Here is a 17,262-nt window from a genome sequence, read left to right as displayed (position 1 = left end):
TTTACTATTACCATTTTAAAATAGAGAATCCATACGGTGGAAGTGTAACTTGTAATACACTTGCTTCCGCTGAAAATTCTTCGTTTGTATAAATGTTAATTATTTTCTTCCTGGTAATATGAAGAGGGAGTGAAGTTGTAACTTCACTGTTAGTAGGATTTAAAACGAAAAAGATAGTTTCATCTTCATATGTTTTTGTATAAGAAATATAATTATGTTCATCATTTGCCTCAATGAATTGAAAAGTACCATTTCCTCCAAATGCTTTATGTTGTTTCCGTAATGAAATTAATGTTTGTATATGTGTAAATAAAAGAGTATCTTGTTCTTTTTCATCCCATATCATACATTTGCGGCAGTCAGGGTCCATTCCACCATCCATACCGATTTCATCGCCGTAATAAATACAAGGAGAACCGATGAAAGAAAGGTGAAATACATAGAGTAACTTTAACTTATTTTTATCCCCGTTACATGTTGCTAAAATTCTAGGTGTGTCATGACTGTCTAATAAATGAAATGCCGCTTCATTTACATTCATAGAGTAGGAATGTAGAGAATCGGTAATTTGTTTCATAAATTCACTTGCATGAATGGATTCGTTAGCAAAGTAAGAAAGTAGAGCGTTTGTAACAGGATAGCTCATTACAGCATCAAATTGGTCACCTTGTAGCCATGGGAGTGCATCGTGCCAAATTTCACCTAAAATGTATACTTCAGGATTTAATGCTTTTATTTCACTTCGGAATTCTCTCCAAAAACTGTGATCGACTTCATTTGCTACATCAAGGCGCCAACCGTCTATATTGAATTCTCTTACCCAATAACGCCCTACTTCAAGTAAATATTCTTTTACATCTGGGTGTGCTGTATTTAATTTAGGCATATACGGTGTAAATGCGAAAGTATCATAATTAGGAAGTGGTTCGGTTATAATTGGAAATTCATGAATATGGAACCAATCTTTATAGGCGGAATTTTCACCTTGTTCCAGCACGTCTTGAAATTTATCAAAGAAGTACCCGCTATGATTAAAAACAGCGTCGAGCATTACTTTTATACCATGTTTATGACACGCCTGAACGAGTTCTTTGAAAGTTTCTTTCGTCCCAAATTGTGGATCGATTTCCATGTAATCAATTGTGTCATATTTATGATTCGAATGAGCTTTGAAAATAGGAGTGAAATATATTCCGGAAATTCCAAGCTTCACAAGGTAATCAAGGTTTTGAATAATACCAGCAAAATCTCCGCCGAAAAAATTAGTTGGAGTTGGTTCGGTACTTCCCCAAGGGAGGGTGTTTGCTGGATTTAATGTGTTATCCCCGTTAGCGAATCGTTCTGGGAAAATTTGATACCATACTGTGTCTTTAATCCAGGATGGTGCCCTGAAAACGTCTTTTGCATGAACAAATGGAAAGCAGAAAAAGTTACCGACATCGTCATTTGGAATATTAGAAAAAAATCCTCGTTCTGTATAAATAAAAGTTTCTACGTCGTTTTTTAATTCGAATCCATAACGTAAGCGTTTAAATTTTGGTTTGATTGAAACGGACCAATAATCAAATAACTCAGTAGATCCAGTTTTTTTCATCGGTGTACTTGCTGTAATCCATTTCCCGTCCTGCCATTCGTACGGGTCCCCGTAGATGAGAGCGGCGTTGTGAACATCATCTCTTTTTGTGTGTATTCGGATGTGAATTGTTTTTTCATCGTAAGCGTATGCATAATTATCTTTTGGCCTATGATAGATCGCTTCTTTGAGCATATAGAAAATCCCCCTTTAATATCTCTATACATATAGTTCCCGTAAATGAAATAATAAAGATTATGTTGCAAACGATTGCCTTCCACATAACTTTAATATTGCTTATAAGAGTAGTATTCATTTTATGTAAAGTCAATGAATAAAGAGTGTGATAAGATTATTTTGAAAATTAATATTTGCAAAATGAATAAAAGGATGTATAATGATAGACAAATAGCGCAAACGTTTTCATAGATTTAGATATTGTTTGCGCTTCTATTAAACAATTAAATGCAAACGTTTTCAATTAAAGAGGTACATAGACAAGTTAGGGAGGTTTTTGGGATGAAGAAAGCATTATCACTATTAACGATTTCAGCATTGTCAATTGGCATGTTATCTGCATGTGGACCGAAAGATTCAGGAAAAAAAGAGGAAAGTAAAGCGAAGAAAGACTATGATCTTCTCGTTTGGGAAGATGATAAAAAAGGTGTTGGTTTAGAACCAGCAGTGAAAAGCTTTGAGGAAAAATATAAAGTAAAAGTAAAAGTTGTTGAAATGCAAATGACAGATCAAGTGAAGAAGTTACGCCTTGATGGACCAGCGGGGACGGGACCAGATGTTGTAACATTGCCACACGATCAAATCGGAAATGCAGTAACAGAAGGCTTACTTTCTGAAGTAAAAGCAGATGATGCTGTGAAGAGTAAATTTACTGACTTATCAATAAAGGCACAAACATACAACGGGAAATTATATGGTTTACCAAAAGCAATTGAAACACCAATTTTTATTTACAATAAAAAATTAATGCAAAAAGCTCCAGAAACGATGGACGAGCTATTTAACTTCTCAAAAGACTTTACGAAGGATGGCAAGTACGGATTTTTAACATTAGGAGATAACTTCTACTTTGCTAACGCGTTTATGGCAGGTATGGGCGGATATGTATTTGGTGAGAAAGACGGAAAGCCAAATGCAAGTGATGTTGGATTAAATAATAGCGGAGCAGTACAAGGTGCTGAATATCTTCAAAAATGGTACAAAGAAAAGTTATTCCCGAAAGGTATTATCGGTGAATCTGGTGGACCTGCTGCTGATGGATTATTCAATGAAGGAAAAGCAGCATCTATTATGAACGGACCGTGGGCGTTCCAAGCGATGGAAAAGAACGGAATTGATTATGGTGTTGCTCCAATGCCAAAATTACCAAATGGTCAACCGATGAAAACATTTGTTGGGGTAAAAGGATGGCATGTAACAAGCTTCTCTAAACAAAATGATTTAGCTACAAAATTCACTGAGTGGGTAACAAATGAAGAAAACGCAAAAATTAGATTTGAGAAGACAAAAGAGATTCCTCCAGTAAAATCAGTAATGGAAGATCCAATTATTAAAGATAATGAAGCTGCAAAAGCAGTTGCAACTCAATCAGAAAATGGAATTCCAATGCCGAATATTCCAGAAATGCAAGAAGTATGGAAACCAGCTGGAGACGCGCTTCAGTTAGTAGTTACAGATAAAGAAGCACCAAAAGCAGCACTTGATAATGCAGTGAAGCAAATTAAAGGGAATATTGAGGCAAACCACAGCAATAAAAAATAAGGTGAAATTCGTGCCTCTACTATAAGAGGCACGAATTCTCTCCCAGAAAAAAGGGGGAAGGAACATGCAAACATCTATGGAACCAGCAAACGGCTTAAAAGGTTCAAAACATAGGAAAATGGCAACCATGTTATCAATCATTCCAGGCATAGGCCAAATGTATAATAAACAATTTGTAAAAGGCCTTATTTTTCTAGTATTAACAGGTTCATTTATTGTAGCATTTACTGATTTATTAAATATGGGATTATGGGGAATTGTAACACTCGGTACAGAAGTTCCACGTGACCATTCTGTCTTTCTATTAGTGGAAGGGATCTTGGCACTTATCGTCATCGTGTTTGGACTCGGAATATATGGATTTAATTTATATGATGCATATCAAAACGGGAAGAAACGTGATATAGGAACCCCATTAAACTCTGTAAAAGAGCAATACCGTAACTTATTAGATCAAGGTTTTCCATATTTAATGGTTTCACCAGGATTTCTATTACTAATCTTTGTAGTTGTATTTCCAATCATTTTTGTAATTTTAATTGGATTTACGAACTATGACTTATATCACTCTCCTCCAGCTAAATTAGTAGATTGGGTGGGCTTTAAAAACTTTATTGATATTTTCACATTACCAATGTGGAGAGAGACATTTTCAAGTGTATTTTCTTGGACTGTCATTTGGACATTTGTTGCAACAACATTACAAGTTGCACTTGGTATTTTCTTAGCGATTATCGTAAATCAGCCTGGTATTAAAGGTAAGGCAATTATTCGAACAATTTTCATTTTACCGTGGGCTGTTCCAGCATTCGTATCTATTCTTGTCTTCTCGGGTATGTTTAATGAAACATTTGGAGCAATTAATAATCAAGTATTAGCTTTATTCGGGATTGAAAAGATTGCTTGGATGACAGATCCGTTTTGGGCGAAAATTGCTTTAATTATGATCCAAACGTGGCTCGGTTTCCCATTCGTCTTTGCAATGACAACAGGTATATTGCAATCGATTCCAGGAGAATTATATGAAGCTGCTACAGTAGATGGAGCAACTGCTTGGCAACAGTTCCGTAAAATTACATTGCCACTTGTTTTATACGCAACAGCACCAATTTTAATTACACAATATACGTTTAACTTTAATAACTTTAGTATCATTTATCTATTTAATGGCGGAGGTCCTGCTGTAGCGGGGCAAGATGCAGGTGGAACGGATATTTTAATTTCATGGATTTATAAGTTAACGATGACTTCAGCGCAGTACGGAAAAGCAGCAGCTCTTACAATGATTTTATCGTTAATCGTTATTACAGTTGCGTTATGGCAATTTAAGAGAACAAAATCATTCCAAGAAGAGGATATGATGTAAATGAATATTAAACGACAAAAGATGTTACGTCTTTCATTAAGTTATTTGGTTATCTTCATAATGTGTGCGATTATTTTCTATCCATTACTATGGATTATTGGTTCATCGTTTAATCCAGGAGATAGTTTGTCTGGTTCTAGCATTATTCCAAAAAATGCTACGTTAGATCATTATCGTAAGCTACTTGATCTTGATTCAAGTAATTACTTACTTTGGTATAAAAATACGTTAAAAGTTAGTGTTATGACGATGATTTTTTCGGTGTTAGCAATTAGCTTTACTGCTTATGCATTTTCGAGATATCGTTTTGTCGGAAGAAAAAATGGTTTATTAACATTTTTAATTCTACAAATGATTCCGAACTTTGCAGCGTTAATCGCACTATATGTATTAGCACAGTTAACAGGATTAATTGATACACATCTTGCATTAATTTTAATTTATGTAGGTGGAGCAATTCCAATGAATACTTGGCTTATGAAAGGGTATTTTGATACGATTCCGAAAGAGTTGGATGAGTCAGCCCGCATGGATGGAGCAGGACACTTCCGTATTTTTTGGCAAATCATTATGCCGCTTGCAAAGCCAATCGTAGCGGTTGTAGCATTATTCACTTTCATCGGTCCATTTACAGATTTCATTTTAGCAAGTATTATTTTACGCACGCCGGAAAATTACACTTTAGCAGTTGGACTCTATGAAATGGTAGCGAAGAAATTTGGTAATGAATTTACGACGTTTGCGGCTGGTTCCGTATTAATTGCAATCCCGATTTCGATTTTATTCTTATCACTACAAAAATACTTTATTTCTGGTTTAACAGCTGGAGGTACGAAAGGATGAGAAATGGGACATTATGTCCCATTTTTCTTTTCATCTCTCTATAAAAAAATTATAGAGAGATGAAAAGAGATTTGACATCGCATATGAAAAGAAGTGAAATAAATAGTATATTATAGTATAGGAAAAAAGAGCTATATCCCTTACAATACATGGAGAGGGAGAATATGATAAGTTTTGCAAGATAGAATAAATAAATGACAGTTTATGACTTCTCCTATGACTTGCAACGGGTGCAAGATAAAATATATGAAAATGGCAGAGAAGTGAAAGGAGGGGATTTTTATGACAGTTACAATTAAAGATGTGGCGAAGAAGGCGAACGTAGCACCATCAACTGTTTCTCGTGTAATTGCTGATAATCCAAGTATAAGTGAAAAGACAAAGCGCCGTGTTCGAAAAGTAATGAGTGAATTAGGATATCATCCAAATTTAAATGCAAGAAACCTTGCGAACCAAACGACGAAGACACTTGGTCTTGTTATGCCGAGTTCTGCAAGTAAAGCTTTTCAAAATCCATTTTTCCCGGAAGTTATAAGAGGAATTAGTTCATTTGCACATGTGGAAGGGTATGCGCTTTATATGTCGACTGGTGAAACGGAAGATGAAATTTTTAATGGTGTTGTAAAAATGGTACAAGGGCGTCAAATCGGTGGTATTATTCTTTTATATTCAAGAGAGAACGATCGGATTATTCAATACTTGCATGACCAAAACTTCCCGTTTGTTTTAATTGGAAAACCATATGATCGAAAAGATGAAATTACATATGTAGATAATGACAATTATACAGCTGCAAGAGAAGTAGCGGAATATTTGATTTCATTAGGCCATAAACAAATCGCATTCATCGGCGGTGGATCAGATTTACTTGTAACGAGAGATCGTTTGGCGGGGATGAGTGATGCTTTGAAACTAGCAGATATTCTATTGCCGAAAGAGTATATTTTACACTTTGATTTTTCAAGAGAGAGTGGTCAACAGGCTGTTGAGGAATTAATGGGACTAAAGCAACCACCGACGGCAATTATGGCAACGGATGATTTAATTGGACTTGGCGTGTTAAGTGCGCTTTCTAAAAAAGGATTTGTTGTACCGAAAGATGTTTCGATTGTAAGCTTTAACAATGCTTTATTATCAGAAATTGCTAGTCCACCACTTTCGACAGTTGATGTGAATATTTATCAATTAGGGTATGAAGCGGCAAAAGCTTTAGTTGATAAGGTGGAGCATTCTGAATCTACTTCAAAATGCATTATTATTCCGCATAAATTATTGAAGCGTCAAACTTGTGATCATTATGCAACAAAAAGCTAAGAGTTTAACTCTTAGCTTTTTTCTTTAGAAAGGCTTCTAAACGGTCACAGCCTTCTTTTAAAGTTTCGATACTGTAAGCATAGGAAAGGCGAAGGTAGCCTTCACCGTATTCGGAAAATGCGGTTCCAGGAACAACGGCTAGCCCAGCTTCTTTTACAAGATCAAGTGCAAAATCAAATGATGAAGATGTTAAATGTCCAACATATGGGAATAAATAAAATGCACCTGTTGGCTTCTCAACCGTTAAACCCATTTGAATGAGTCTATTATACACGTAATCACGGCGTTTTTTGTATTGATAGCGCATCATCTTCGGTGCATCTTTAGCAGCTGTTAAAGCTTCGATTGCAGCATACTGAGCGATTGAAGTAGCACATGTAACATTGTATTGATGAACTTTTAATATGTGTTTTGCTAAATATTCTGGAGCAAATAAAAGTCCGATACGCCAACCAGTCATAGAATGTGATTTTGATAAGCCGTTAATGACAATAGTCTTATCACGCATTTCTGGGAAATGAGCGATAGATGTGTGTTTGTCTTCATATACAAGTTCGCTATAAATTTCATCGGAAAGAACGAAAATATTTTTATCTTTTAAGATAGATACAATATCTTCTAATTCTTCTTTTGATAAGGTAACACCAGTTGGATTAGAAGGATACGGTAAAACGACGCATCTTGTTCGTTCTGTAATTGCATTTCGCAGAGCTTCAGCTGTTAAACGAAATCCAGTTTCACGAACATCTATAAAAATAGGAGTTGCACCACATAGTCGAATAATCGGCTCGTAACCAGGGTAAATAGGAGCAGGTAAAATTACTTCCGTTCCTGGTTCTAAAATAGTTCGGAATGCAACATCGATCGCTTCACTAGCACCGATTGTAACAATGGTTTCGTTTTCAGGTGAATAATGTAAATTGTAGTTGTCCTTTACAAAGTTACAAGCTGCCTTGCGTAATTCTAGTAAACCAGCGTTATGTGTATAGCTTGTATAATTTTCTGTAATGGCCCGTTTAGCTGCTTCTTTTACTAGAGAAGGTGTAGGGAAATCGGGTTGCCCAATTGTTAAAGAGATAAGATTATCATAGTTTTGAATCATATTAGAGAACTGACGGATTCCAGAAATTTGGATGTCCTTCACTCTAGGATTAATGAATTGTTCCATTGTATCTCCCTTTCTTCCGTTTGAAAATTAAGTTCATTTTATCATATTTTCAACTATTACGCTTTGTTTATAAAATTTCCCCCGCTATTTGTGAAAGATAAGAATCGTATCTTAAAATTCAGTGGAAGTAAGAAATTATGTGAGGATTCAAATGTCTATAAGAGTATAAGCTGTGTGAGTTAATTAAAGTTTCACTTAAGCATAAACACAAAAAAAGCCGCTGCAAGCGACTTTTTAATAACCGTATTCCCAATCTATTTCATCTTCGTTCCAAAGTACGGAAGATACTTTGCCAAGATGGACAACGGATTCATTTACAGCACATGTACAGTCTTCGTCCCCTGCTTTATGTTGCAATTCTTCGTATACTGATTTTTCAACGTTTTCTAGCACAACCAAATTTTCTTCTTTTAAAACAAGCGTAGTACCCGCCATATTTATCTTCCTCCTACTAAAGTAATGATCACTTATTTGTAAACATAGATAGTATGGATTATATGCTGTATTTTGCGATAGTTGTCCGTCTAGTGAAGTGTTTTTTATTTTCTTTGTAATCCGTATTCATTGTATACTGCACGAAGGAAATTTGGTACAGGGTTTACAATCATTTCGGAAATTTGTAACATTTATTATTAGTTGTTAACAAATAATTAACAAAGATGTTAAGAAAAATCAAAATTTTGAAACAAATAGACTTATAAAATGATATAATCATATCAAAATACATATAGGGGATGAGAGGCTATGGAGCTGATTCGTGATTTAATGATCCAAATTGCCATCATTATTTTACCACTATTTTTATATGAAGCGATTCGTTTAAATCGTTATCAAGGAATGCTTCCGAAGCCTAATCGCTACTTTATTATGTTTTTATCTAGCGTTACACTCGTTCTCTCCATGACATACTCTATTTGTTTTGGTACCGTTTGCGGATACAATTTTCATCCAGTCCCAATTGTTAGTGGTTTTTTATATGGTGGGATTGTTGGGCTCATCCCTGCCATTATTTATGTTGCATATGAATGGATTTTTAAGGGGCTTAGTTGGTTGCCTATGGTAGAAGTTATATTTCTTTCGATAATTCCATTATTTTTGTCAAAGAAATGGTCTCTTTTTTCAAGAGATAAGAAGCTAATATTAGCTTTTATGATTGCATCATTTTATGTTCTTGTTTCATTAGTAGTCGGGATGTTGAATGTCCTTTTAGAAACAGGTTTTACACCGTACATATCTAATCTATATAGTGGGTATATATTTGCATCACTTATTATGGTTATGACAATGGTATTTCAAGTGTATTTGACTGAGTATTTAAACGAAAATGCATTATTGCGTACAGAAATGCAAAAATCAGAAAAACTTAATATTGTAAGTGAGTTAGCTGCAAGTGTTGCACATGAAGTTCGAAACCCTCTCACTGTTGTACGAGGGTTTATTCAATTGCTAGAGAGTACAGAAGACGTAAAAAACAAAGATTATATGCGTCTCGTATTAGCTGAACTGGATCGTGCTGAACAGATTATTTCAGATTATTTAAATTTAGCAAGGCCTCAAATTGAAAAAAAAGAACATATTTGTTTATCAGCACAATTAATTGAAATGACAACTCTTATGTCATCATTTGCAGCGATGCAGGGCGTTTATTTGCAAGTTGAGATTTCTGAGAGCCTTTATACTATCGGCGATAAGACGAAATTGAAGCAAGCTATTATGAATGTTGTTAAAAACGGTATTGAAGCAATTCAAGGAAACAAAGGGTATTTAAAAGTAACAGCTATTCAAAAAGATGAATTGATAATAATAAGAGTTAAAGATAGTGGTGTTGGAATGACAAAAGAACAGTTAGTAAGGCTTGGACAACCGTATTATTCTTTAAAAGAAAAAGGAACAGGATTAGGCCTTATGGTAACATTTAGTATTTTACAAGCGCATAATGGCACATTGGAATATAAAAGTGAAAGCGGAAAAGGAACTGAAGCTATTATTATATTGCCAGCTGTACGATATAAGGAATAAAAGTTACCGATAGAAGGTAACTTTTTATTTTATCGTGCATTAGAAAAAGATACAAAATTTCATTCATTTATTTTTTCTTGTTTTGTTCGAACGAATAAACTTTTAAATGATTGAAAGAAGCTTTGCTCTTTTGAGGCGGCGACTAATCTTTTTGTTTCTTGAATTTCGCGAATAACTTGCATAAGTTGTGTATCACGGTTGCTATCTTTATTGTAAATTTGATTGACAAGTTTATTCATTTTTTCTTCTTGTTTGGATTCTCGCTTATACATATGATTCATTAATAAGTCCATTTTTTCTTTTTGGAGTGCATCTGTTTGAGCGGCGTGAACAACTAGATCTTGTAACATTTTTTCTTGTGAGCCTTCTTTTACATAAACTTGTTGCATTAGTTCATCTAATTTCTCGTCTTTTAAACGATTTTGTGTAATGAGAGTAGAGTTTTGATGAATAATTGCTTCATTTAATTGAGCAAGCATTTCAAGTTTTAGCATGAACTCCTCAAAGTTACGCCCATCTTCTTTTGGTTGCACTTCTTGTTTATCTTGAATAACAGGTACAGGTGGGGCATCTTTTTCTTTTAAAATAATAGGTATTGTTTCTGAAATGTCTTCTTGTAATGTAGCAGCTCTTTCATGTATAGATTTCAATAGTTTTAAATCATCCAATTTATAAATACGAGCATCAGCTGTTTTTGAAATGATATAACCGTGTTCCTCTAAGAGTTGGCTATATTTTCGGACTATATGTTTTGGGATACCTGTTTTATTTGTAACATCTTTCGTTTTATAAATAGCTTCCATGATAGTTCCTCCCCAAAAAGTATCGTATATATCATTTCAACCTTTTATGTGGACTTCCTTTGAAAAAGAATGTCGGAAGGTTATTAGTTTTCTACAGCATTAGTGAAAAGATGAAGAAAAATGAATGTTTTTGGCGGAATGGAGAGGAAGAGCTAAAATAATGTCTGAAAACATACATAGAAGAAGTTTGTTATAATAACTGAGGAAAAGAAATTGGTAGGAACACGGAGGTACACATGAAGCAATTTAAAGGTATTATCATTTCAATTATTGCAATTCTTTCTCTTTTGGTAGCGGTATATGAAGTACTTGTGCCAGAGGAGACAAGTACTAAAAAGACAACTACGTATGATCAAATTCTAGAGTTCCCGAAAGAACGATATCCAGAGACCGGGAAACATATAACGGATGCTATAAAAGAAGGACATTCGGAAATGTGTACAATTGATCGTAATGGTGCAGCGGATAGAAGGAAATTATCGTTAGCGCCATATCCGACGAAGAAAGGTTATGATCGTGATGAATGGCCGATGGCGATGTGTAAGGAAGGCGGAAAAGGAGCTCATATTGAATATATAAGTCCAGCAGATAACCGCGGTGCAGGTTCTTGGGTAGGGAATAAGCTAGACAAATATCCAGATGGTACGCGTGTGAAATTTGAAGTGAAATAGTAATTGGCATACATTTCATAGTGGAGGAGAGGGATAGTTATGGAATTAACAATTTCATATTCGCAATTAATGATAATGAACTATGATGGTCAGCAGCCTTATGTAGATTGGACTCCTGAAGATTTTGAAAGAGGCTATGCTGAGGTGGATGGAGCTATTATTTTTGAAGCAATCTCTGACTATACTTGTGAAGTGGAAGTTACTTGTGGAAATCATATTGAGAAAGAAGAAGTGGTTAGAACGATATCAGTTCCTTTCACAGTGAAGAATGAAGAAGTATATATAACAAGTATTCTTTCTAATAAATATCATATTCCTATTCCGAACGGAGAATATATGATAGTCTTGCAGGCAACTCCTCTTGAAGAGCCATCAGACGATGAATTGTATAAAGTACAATACGACTTCTATTTTGAGAGTGTAGAATAAAAAAACGTGTTATCCTTCAAAAGGATAACACGTTTTTTTATTATGCGTTTGTTTTTAGGAGAGAACGAGCGTCTTTTGCTGCCTGAACCATGTGCTCTAAAGCAGGTATAACTTCCTCAGTTCTTCGTGTTTTTAAACCACAGTCTGGATTAATCCAGAAATATTTAGGGTCACATACTTGTAAAGATTGTTCTACGATTGTGAACATTTCATCTTTACTTGGGACACGTGGGCTATGAATATCATATACCCCTAGACCAATTCCTTTTTCATATGTTGTATGCTTTAATGTATTAATAAATTCTCCATGACTTCTTGATGTTTCGATAGAAATAACATCTGCGTCTAACGCTCGAATTGCATCTACAATATCTTCGAAGTTACTATAACACATATGAGTATGAATTTGTGTTTCATTTTCTACAGAAGATGTTGCTAAAAGGAATGATTGAACTGCCCATGTAATGTATGCATCCCAATCTTTTTCTTTTAACGGCATACCTTCACGAAGTGCAGGTTCATCGACTTGGATTACTCTAATTCCGGAAGATTCAAGTAATTCAATTTCATGACGAAGTGCTAATGCAATTTGATATGATACTTCTTTTCTTGAAATATCATTTCGAACGAATGACCAATTTAAAATAGTGACAGGTCCAGTTAGCATACCTTTTACTACTTTCTCCGTTAAGCTTTGTGCATATACAGTTTCTTTAATAGTCATTCCACTTATAAAGGCAACATCACCATAAATAACAGGTGGTTTTACGCAACGAGAACCGTATGATTGTACCCATCCGTTTTTAGTAAAGGAGAAACCAGCAAGTCTTTCTCCAAAATATTCCACCATGTCAGTTCTTTCGAATTCACCATGTACTAGTACATCAAGACCAATATCTTCTTGGTAACGAATCCACTTTGCAGTTTCTTTTTCAATGAATTGATTATATTGTTCATTTGTAATATCGCCGTTACGCCACTGTTTACGTGTTTGACGAACTTCAGATGTTTGCGGGAAGCTACCAATAGTTGTTGTTGGTAACAACGGTAATTGTAAAGCTACTTGCTGTAGTTCATATCGTTTTTCAAATGGAAGAGGACGTGAGAAATCATCTTCTTTAAGTGATGTATGTGCCACTTTTACATCTTCACGATTACGTGCAGCTGATGAGCGGATTGCATGATGTGCATTACGATATGTTGTTAAATCGCTACTGATGCTTTCTACACCTTTAGTAAGAGCAGAATGGATAAGGACTAGTTCTTCTAATTTTTGATTAGCAAATGCAAGTGCATCAAATAATTCACTTGTTAAGTGCGTTTCTTCCGTTTTATCAATTGGAGTATGCAATAAGCTACAAGAAGGTTGAACAATTAAACCTTTTGCTGTGATTTGATTTTGTAATGTTGTAAATAAAGAAAGTACATCATCAAGATCAGCTCTCCAAATGTTACGGCCATCTATACAACCGATAGCTAAAATTTTATCAGCTGGGAATCCATATTTTGAAATAGCATTTACATTACCTTCTTTGCCATGAACAAAGTCTAATCCAATACCAGAAACAGGGAATGCAATAATTTCTTCATAGTTCTCTTCTACACTATCAAAATATGTTTGTAGAAGAAGATTCGCATTTGGAACCTCTTTATGAATAGCTTCGTAAAGTTCTTTCGCTTGATTAATTTCATCTTTTGTTAAAGATGCGAAGATTGGCTCGTCAACTTGAATAATTTGTGCTCCAGCTGCGTGTAATTCAGAGAATAATTGTACATAAGGTGCAACTAGCTCTTTTAAAATAGTGGCAAATTGCTCTTCATTATAACCTTTTGCCAGTTTTAGGAATGTATAAGGGCCTAAAATAACTGGTTTTCCATCAACGCCTAACTCTTTTTTCGCTTCTTCATATAAACGAAGAGGACGATTGTCTTTTAAAGAGATTTGTAATCCTTCTTCATATTCAGGAACAATGTAATGATAGTTTGTGTTAAACCATTTTGTCATTTCAGAAGCAACGTGATCTTTAGAGCCGCGTGCCATTGCAAAATATACATCAAGGTAAGAGGTAAACTCTGAAAAACGTGACGGGATGAATCCTAACATGTAGGCCGTATCCAGAACGTGGTCATAATATGTAAAATCGCCAACTGGAATTAATTCAATTCCCTTTTCTTGCTGTACTTTGACGTGTTGAAGGCGAATTTCTTTCATTGTCGTTAAAAATTGTTCTTCATCAATTTTATTGGACCAAAAAGCTTCCAATGTTTTTTTCCACTCTCGTTGTAGTCCGATACGTGGATAACCTAAGTTACTTGTTTGAATTGCCATTTTAAATTCCTCCCTAATTGAAAGTAAGCATTTCCGTTTACTCGGAAATACCTATAACAAAAAGCATAAAGGCATAGAAAAATAAGCCTTCCTTTTTGTTCTTAACACCTCATCATCATCCGTGAGTCTATCAGTGTTGTTAAAATAGGCAGGTATCCTGACTTATGCTTCATATAATTTCTTTCACCTTCCCGTTTTCACAGTGGCACAAAAAAGAAATCTCAGCATTTACAGTGGCGGGACCGTGTTGGAGTTTCACCAAACTTCCCTTTTAAACACGAAGTGAAATATTCGTGTACCTATTTTCCTTTTGAAAGGAATTTAACAAGCGATATGATATTGAAACAAATTCTAACACAATTTTCGGAATTTTGTCCACTGTTTTAAAATAAGAAAATTCTAAAGTTTTTTATTTCTTTTTATTCGGAAAATTAAGTTTTTTTAATGTTTATTTATTATTAAAATGAGGGTGTTTTGAGTTGCGAGGAATAATTATAGTGTTAAGTTTTTCTAGAAGAGGAGGCACCTCTTTTAGAAAAACTTAATCATTATCTACACCTATTTCTGAAAGACGACCTGCAGTTGCATCTTGTAAGAGCGTGTTTAGCCAACGTAATTCAACATTAATATGCTCAATGACGCTTTGTAGAATATATAGTTGAGCACGAGGAACTAGTTGTTTATTATGATCGTATATCGTTTGCATTGTATGTAAATAGAGCATTGTATCATCTCTCTTTTTTTTCAAAATAGGAACTAGAGCTTGTTCGTCGCTAAAGTGAGCGAAAGAGAGTGCTGAATAAATAGGTTTATATATTTGGTTTTTCGCTTCAAATTGTTTTAATAATAAGGTGTGGAAAAGCGCTTTTCCTTCCTCTGTTATATGGAAGATTGTTTTATCTGGTCTATTCGTATCTCTAACAATATTGGTAATGCTAATCGCACCTTGTTTTTCTAATTGCTCGAAGGCGTAGTATAGCGATCCCTTGGCATATTTAATATAACAATCCATTTGTCTTTCTTTCATTATGTGCTGCACTTCATAGGGATGTTTATCTCCTTCGAGTAACAAGCCGAGAATGACTAACTTCATGCTCATGCTGTCTCAACTCCTGTATATAGAAACTTTATATATATTATAAACGGTATATCCTCTTTCATAAAGGGATATACCGTTTCGTTTTTCTATATTAGCTTACTTGTTTTTGTTTTTGCTTTGTTTTTGGTCCTGTTAAAAGACGTTCATTTCCCATAAGTAAAATACAAATTATACTTAGCGTAGCTGGGATAAGTGCCCAGAAAAATGTATTAGCAATAGATGTTGCAAGAGCCTCTTTAATTCCGCTCAGTACTTCAGGAGGTAGCTTTTCAGTAGCGTTTGGTGATAATAAAAAGCTTGTGTCTCCACCTTTAGGAGCCATTTTTTCTAGTTCAGGAGGGAAGACTGCTTTTAATTTATCAGTGAAAACATGATTTTGAATCGTACCGAAAATCGTGACGCCAAGGGTCATTCCAAGTGAACGGAAGAATGAGTTCGTGGATGTAGCAGAACCGCGATCTCTCATTTCTAGTTTGTGGATAGATGCCATACTTAAAACTGAGAAGGAGAATCCAACTCCAAGTCCAGCAAGCACCATAAACATTGTTACGAGTGTACGAGGTGTTTCCATAGTTAAAGTACTTAGTAAATAAATACCAAGAACGAAGAAAACTCCAGATACTGTCATGATGTTACGATAACTTGTTCGTGAAGCTAATTGTCCACCAGTTTGACTTCCGATTACAGATCCTACCATCATAGGTGTCAAAATTAATCCAGCATTTGAGGCTGAACCACCGAGAACACCTTGAACGAAGATTGGAATATAAACTGTACAGATGATAAAAGCTGCGCCATAGAAAAAGGCAACACCTTGGCTAGCTGCAAATAAAGGTTTTTTAAATAAATGGAAAGAAATAATAGGCTCGGTTGCGTTTCTTTCTACGAAGAAGAAAATAATAAGCAGAATAACAACAGTGGAAAATAAACCAATAATCACATTAGAGTCCCATGCATATTCTTTACCACCAAGTTCTAAAGCAAACATTAAGCAAACGATACTAATGACAAGCGTAATAGCACCAGCCCAGTCAATTTTTTGTTTTCGATATTCTAGAGACTCGCTATAGTATTTAGTAATGAAGAAGAAGGAAATAAGTCCTAACGGAATATTAATATAGAAGACCCAGTGCCAACTTATATAATCTGTAATGTAAGCACCTAATAAAGGTCCGAAAACACTAGATGTTCCGAAAACAGCACCAAATAGTCCGGTCATTTTTCCTCGTTTTTCAGGCGGGAATATATCATACATAATTGTAAATGCGATAGGCATAAGAGCGCCGCCACCAATTCCTTGAATGGCTCTATAAATACTTAGTTGTTCAATACTTGATGCTGTCCCGCAAAGTGCAGAACCAAATAAGAAGAGAATTAATCCGCCAATAAAAAAGCGTTTCCGTCCGTACATATCAGACAGCTTACCGAAAATAGGCATTCCGGCCATTGTTGCTACCATGTAGGCGGATGTGACCCAAACGAATTTGTCGAACCCTCCTAAGTCTCCGACAATCGTTGCCATCGCAGTTGCGACGATTGTGTTATCCATTGCTGCCATTAGAATACCAAGTAGTAAACCAGCAACAACAAATTTTGTTTTACTTGAATCGTTTTTTGATAGTTGTGCTTCCAAAAGTAGTCCTCCTTTAATAAAAATTAAACTAACTTAAGTTTTTTAGTGCAATGCATAAAAAAACTTTATGTACAGTTTGTATAGTTCCTCTTCATTTTATAAAAAATTGCACTGACATGATATAAAGGATGGAAATCATAAATTATATTATAGTCAAATTTGACTAAAAGGCAAATGTTTTCTACCGCCAAATTATTTTATCCCGCTTTAACTGCCCGTTAAAGCCCGATTGGTAA

At 35.0% G+C, this 17,262-nt stretch carries 14 protein-coding genes and 1 riboswitch; of the genes, 7 read left to right on the top strand and 7 right to left on the bottom strand.

What is annotated here, in order from left to right; genetic code table 11:
• Window positions 1-7 precede the first annotated feature (7 nt).
• Window positions 8-1,768 carry an alpha-glycosidase gene (locus NSQ08_RS18665; protein WP_113769786.1) on the bottom strand — a complete coding sequence of 587 codons (1,761 nt, stop codon included), beginning with the start codon at window positions 1,766-1,768 and terminating at the stop codon, window positions 8-10.
• Between the two features lie 324 nt (window positions 1,769-2,092).
• Here NSQ08_RS18665 and NSQ08_RS18660 point away from each other — a divergent pair, with 324 nt between their 5' ends.
• From NSQ08_RS18660 to malR, 4 genes are all read left to right on the top strand, one after another.
• Window positions 2,093-3,352 carry an extracellular solute-binding protein gene (locus tag NSQ08_RS18660; RefSeq protein ID WP_002142987.1) on the top strand — a complete coding sequence of 420 codons (1,260 nt, stop codon included), beginning with the start codon at window positions 2,093-2,095 and terminating at the stop codon, window positions 3,350-3,352.
• Between the two features lie 64 nt (window positions 3,353-3,416).
• Window positions 3,417-4,718: a maltosaccharide ABC transporter permease MalC gene (gene malC, locus NSQ08_RS18655; RefSeq protein WP_340777844.1), complete on the top strand. Its 1,302-nt coding sequence runs from the start codon at window positions 3,417-3,419 to the stop codon at window positions 4,716-4,718.
• Window positions 4,719-5,561 (top strand): maltosaccharide ABC transporter permease MalD, encoded by an 843-nt coding sequence (malD, locus tag NSQ08_RS18650; RefSeq protein WP_002088365.1) that lies wholly within the window; start codon window positions 4,719-4,721, stop codon window positions 5,559-5,561. It begins immediately after the preceding gene.
• Window positions 5,562-5,843: 282 nt separating this feature from the next.
• The gene (malR, locus tag NSQ08_RS18645) at window positions 5,844-6,875 is read left to right on the top strand and encodes a maltose operon transcriptional repressor MalR (RefSeq protein WP_002014809.1); all 1,032 of its coding nucleotides are present in this window, start codon (window positions 5,844-5,846) and stop codon (window positions 6,873-6,875) included.
• 4 nt (window positions 6,876-6,879) lie between these two features.
• Here the strand turns inward: malR and NSQ08_RS18640 are convergent, their stop codons facing one another.
• On the bottom strand, window positions 6,880-8,043 hold the full coding sequence (locus tag NSQ08_RS18640) for an aminotransferase A (RefSeq protein WP_002142986.1): 1,164 nt from the start codon (window positions 8,041-8,043) through the stop codon (window positions 6,880-6,882).
• Window positions 8,044-8,277: 234 nt separating this feature from the next.
• On the bottom strand, window positions 8,278-8,478 hold the full coding sequence (locus NSQ08_RS18635) for a hypothetical protein (protein ID WP_000929276.1): 201 nt from the start codon (window positions 8,476-8,478) through the stop codon (window positions 8,278-8,280).
• A gap of 309 nt (window positions 8,479-8,787) precedes the next feature.
• Here NSQ08_RS18635 and NSQ08_RS18630 point away from each other — a divergent pair, with 309 nt between their 5' ends.
• Complete coding sequence (locus NSQ08_RS18630) at window positions 8,788-10,062, top strand: sensor histidine kinase (protein WP_002014814.1); 1,275 nt, start codon at window positions 8,788-8,790, stop codon at window positions 10,060-10,062.
• A 59-nt stretch (window positions 10,063-10,121) separates the two neighbouring features.
• Here the strand turns inward: NSQ08_RS18630 and NSQ08_RS18625 are convergent, their stop codons facing one another.
• On the bottom strand, window positions 10,122-10,865 hold the full coding sequence (locus NSQ08_RS18625; RefSeq protein WP_002033817.1) for a DUF3967 domain-containing protein: 744 nt from the start codon (window positions 10,863-10,865) through the stop codon (window positions 10,122-10,124).
• Between the two features lie 236 nt (window positions 10,866-11,101).
• On the opposite strand from NSQ08_RS18625, the gene nucA reads away from it, so the two are divergent.
• Window positions 11,102-11,536, top strand: coding sequence for a DNA-entry nuclease (gene nucA, locus NSQ08_RS18620; RefSeq protein ID WP_002014817.1), 435 nt, complete (start codon window positions 11,102-11,104; stop codon window positions 11,534-11,536).
• A 39-nt stretch (window positions 11,537-11,575) separates the two neighbouring features.
• Window positions 11,576-11,965 (top strand): competence protein ComJ, encoded by a 390-nt coding sequence (comJ, locus tag NSQ08_RS18615; RefSeq protein ID WP_002088359.1) that lies wholly within the window; start codon window positions 11,576-11,578, stop codon window positions 11,963-11,965.
• A gap of 40 nt (window positions 11,966-12,005) precedes the next feature.
• On the opposite strand, the gene metE is transcribed toward comJ, so the two are convergent.
• From metE to NSQ08_RS18600, 3 genes are all read right to left on the bottom strand, one after another.
• Window positions 12,006-14,294: a 5-methyltetrahydropteroyltriglutamate--homocysteine S-methyltransferase gene (metE, locus tag NSQ08_RS18610; protein ID WP_340777829.1), complete on the bottom strand. Its 2,289-nt coding sequence runs from the start codon at window positions 14,292-14,294 to the stop codon at window positions 12,006-12,008.
• A gap of 130 nt (window positions 14,295-14,424) precedes the next feature.
• Window positions 14,425-14,612: riboswitch (cobalamin riboswitch) on the bottom strand.
• Between the two features lie 223 nt (window positions 14,613-14,835).
• A complete protein-coding gene (locus tag NSQ08_RS18605) occupies window positions 14,836-15,393 on the bottom strand; it encodes a PadR family transcriptional regulator (protein WP_002128898.1) in 558 nt (185 codons plus the stop codon).
• Between the two features lie 91 nt (window positions 15,394-15,484).
• Window positions 15,485-17,026 (bottom strand): MDR family MFS transporter, encoded by a 1,542-nt coding sequence (locus NSQ08_RS18600; RefSeq protein ID WP_002014821.1) that lies wholly within the window; start codon window positions 17,024-17,026, stop codon window positions 15,485-15,487.
• Window positions 17,027-17,262: the final 236 nt, after the last annotated feature.

This window comes from Bacillus sp. FSL E2-8887 (assembly GCF_038007205.1).
GTDB classification, from domain to species: Bacteria; Bacillota; Bacilli; order Bacillales; family Bacillaceae_G; genus Bacillus_A; species Bacillus_A mycoides.
The sequence above is the reverse complement of the archived record's forward strand: the minus strand, read 5'-3'. Positions and strand labels throughout refer to the sequence as shown.

Excerpts from the sequence above, each read along its gene's own strand:
- NSQ08_RS18660 (WP_002142987.1), top strand. The coding sequence starts at position 2,093 with ATGAAGAAAGCATTATCACTATTAACGATTTCAGCATTGTCAATTGGC.
- NSQ08_RS18605 (WP_002128898.1), bottom strand. The coding sequence starts at position 15,393 with ATGAGCATGAAGTTAGTCATTCTCGGCTTGTTACTCGAAGGAGATAAA.
- NSQ08_RS18630 (WP_002014814.1), top strand. The coding sequence starts at position 8,788 with ATGGAGCTGATTCGTGATTTAATGATCCAAATTGCCATCATTATTTTA.
- malC (WP_340777844.1), top strand. The coding sequence starts at position 3,417 with ATGCAAACATCTATGGAACCAGCAAACGGCTTAAAAGGTTCAAAACAT.
- NSQ08_RS18640 (WP_002142986.1), bottom strand. The coding sequence starts at position 8,043 with ATGGAACAATTCATTAATCCTAGAGTGAAGGACATCCAAATTTCTGGA.
- NSQ08_RS18665 (WP_113769786.1), bottom strand. The coding sequence starts at position 1,768 with ATGCTCAAAGAAGCGATCTATCATAGGCCAAAAGATAATTATGCATAC.
- malR (WP_002014809.1), top strand. The coding sequence starts at position 5,844 with ATGACAGTTACAATTAAAGATGTGGCGAAGAAGGCGAACGTAGCACCA.
- NSQ08_RS18635 (WP_000929276.1), bottom strand. The coding sequence starts at position 8,478 with ATGGCGGGTACTACGCTTGTTTTAAAAGAAGAAAATTTGGTTGTGCTA.
- malD (WP_002088365.1), top strand. The coding sequence starts at position 4,719 with ATGAATATTAAACGACAAAAGATGTTACGTCTTTCATTAAGTTATTTG.
- NSQ08_RS18625 (WP_002033817.1), bottom strand. The coding sequence starts at position 10,865 with ATGGAAGCTATTTATAAAACGAAAGATGTTACAAATAAAACAGGTATC.
- comJ (WP_002088359.1), top strand. The coding sequence starts at position 11,576 with ATGGAATTAACAATTTCATATTCGCAATTAATGATAATGAACTATGAT.
- metE (WP_340777829.1), bottom strand. The coding sequence starts at position 14,294 with ATGGCAATTCAAACAAGTAACTTAGGTTATCCACGTATCGGACTACAA.
- nucA (WP_002014817.1), top strand. The coding sequence starts at position 11,102 with ATGAAGCAATTTAAAGGTATTATCATTTCAATTATTGCAATTCTTTCT.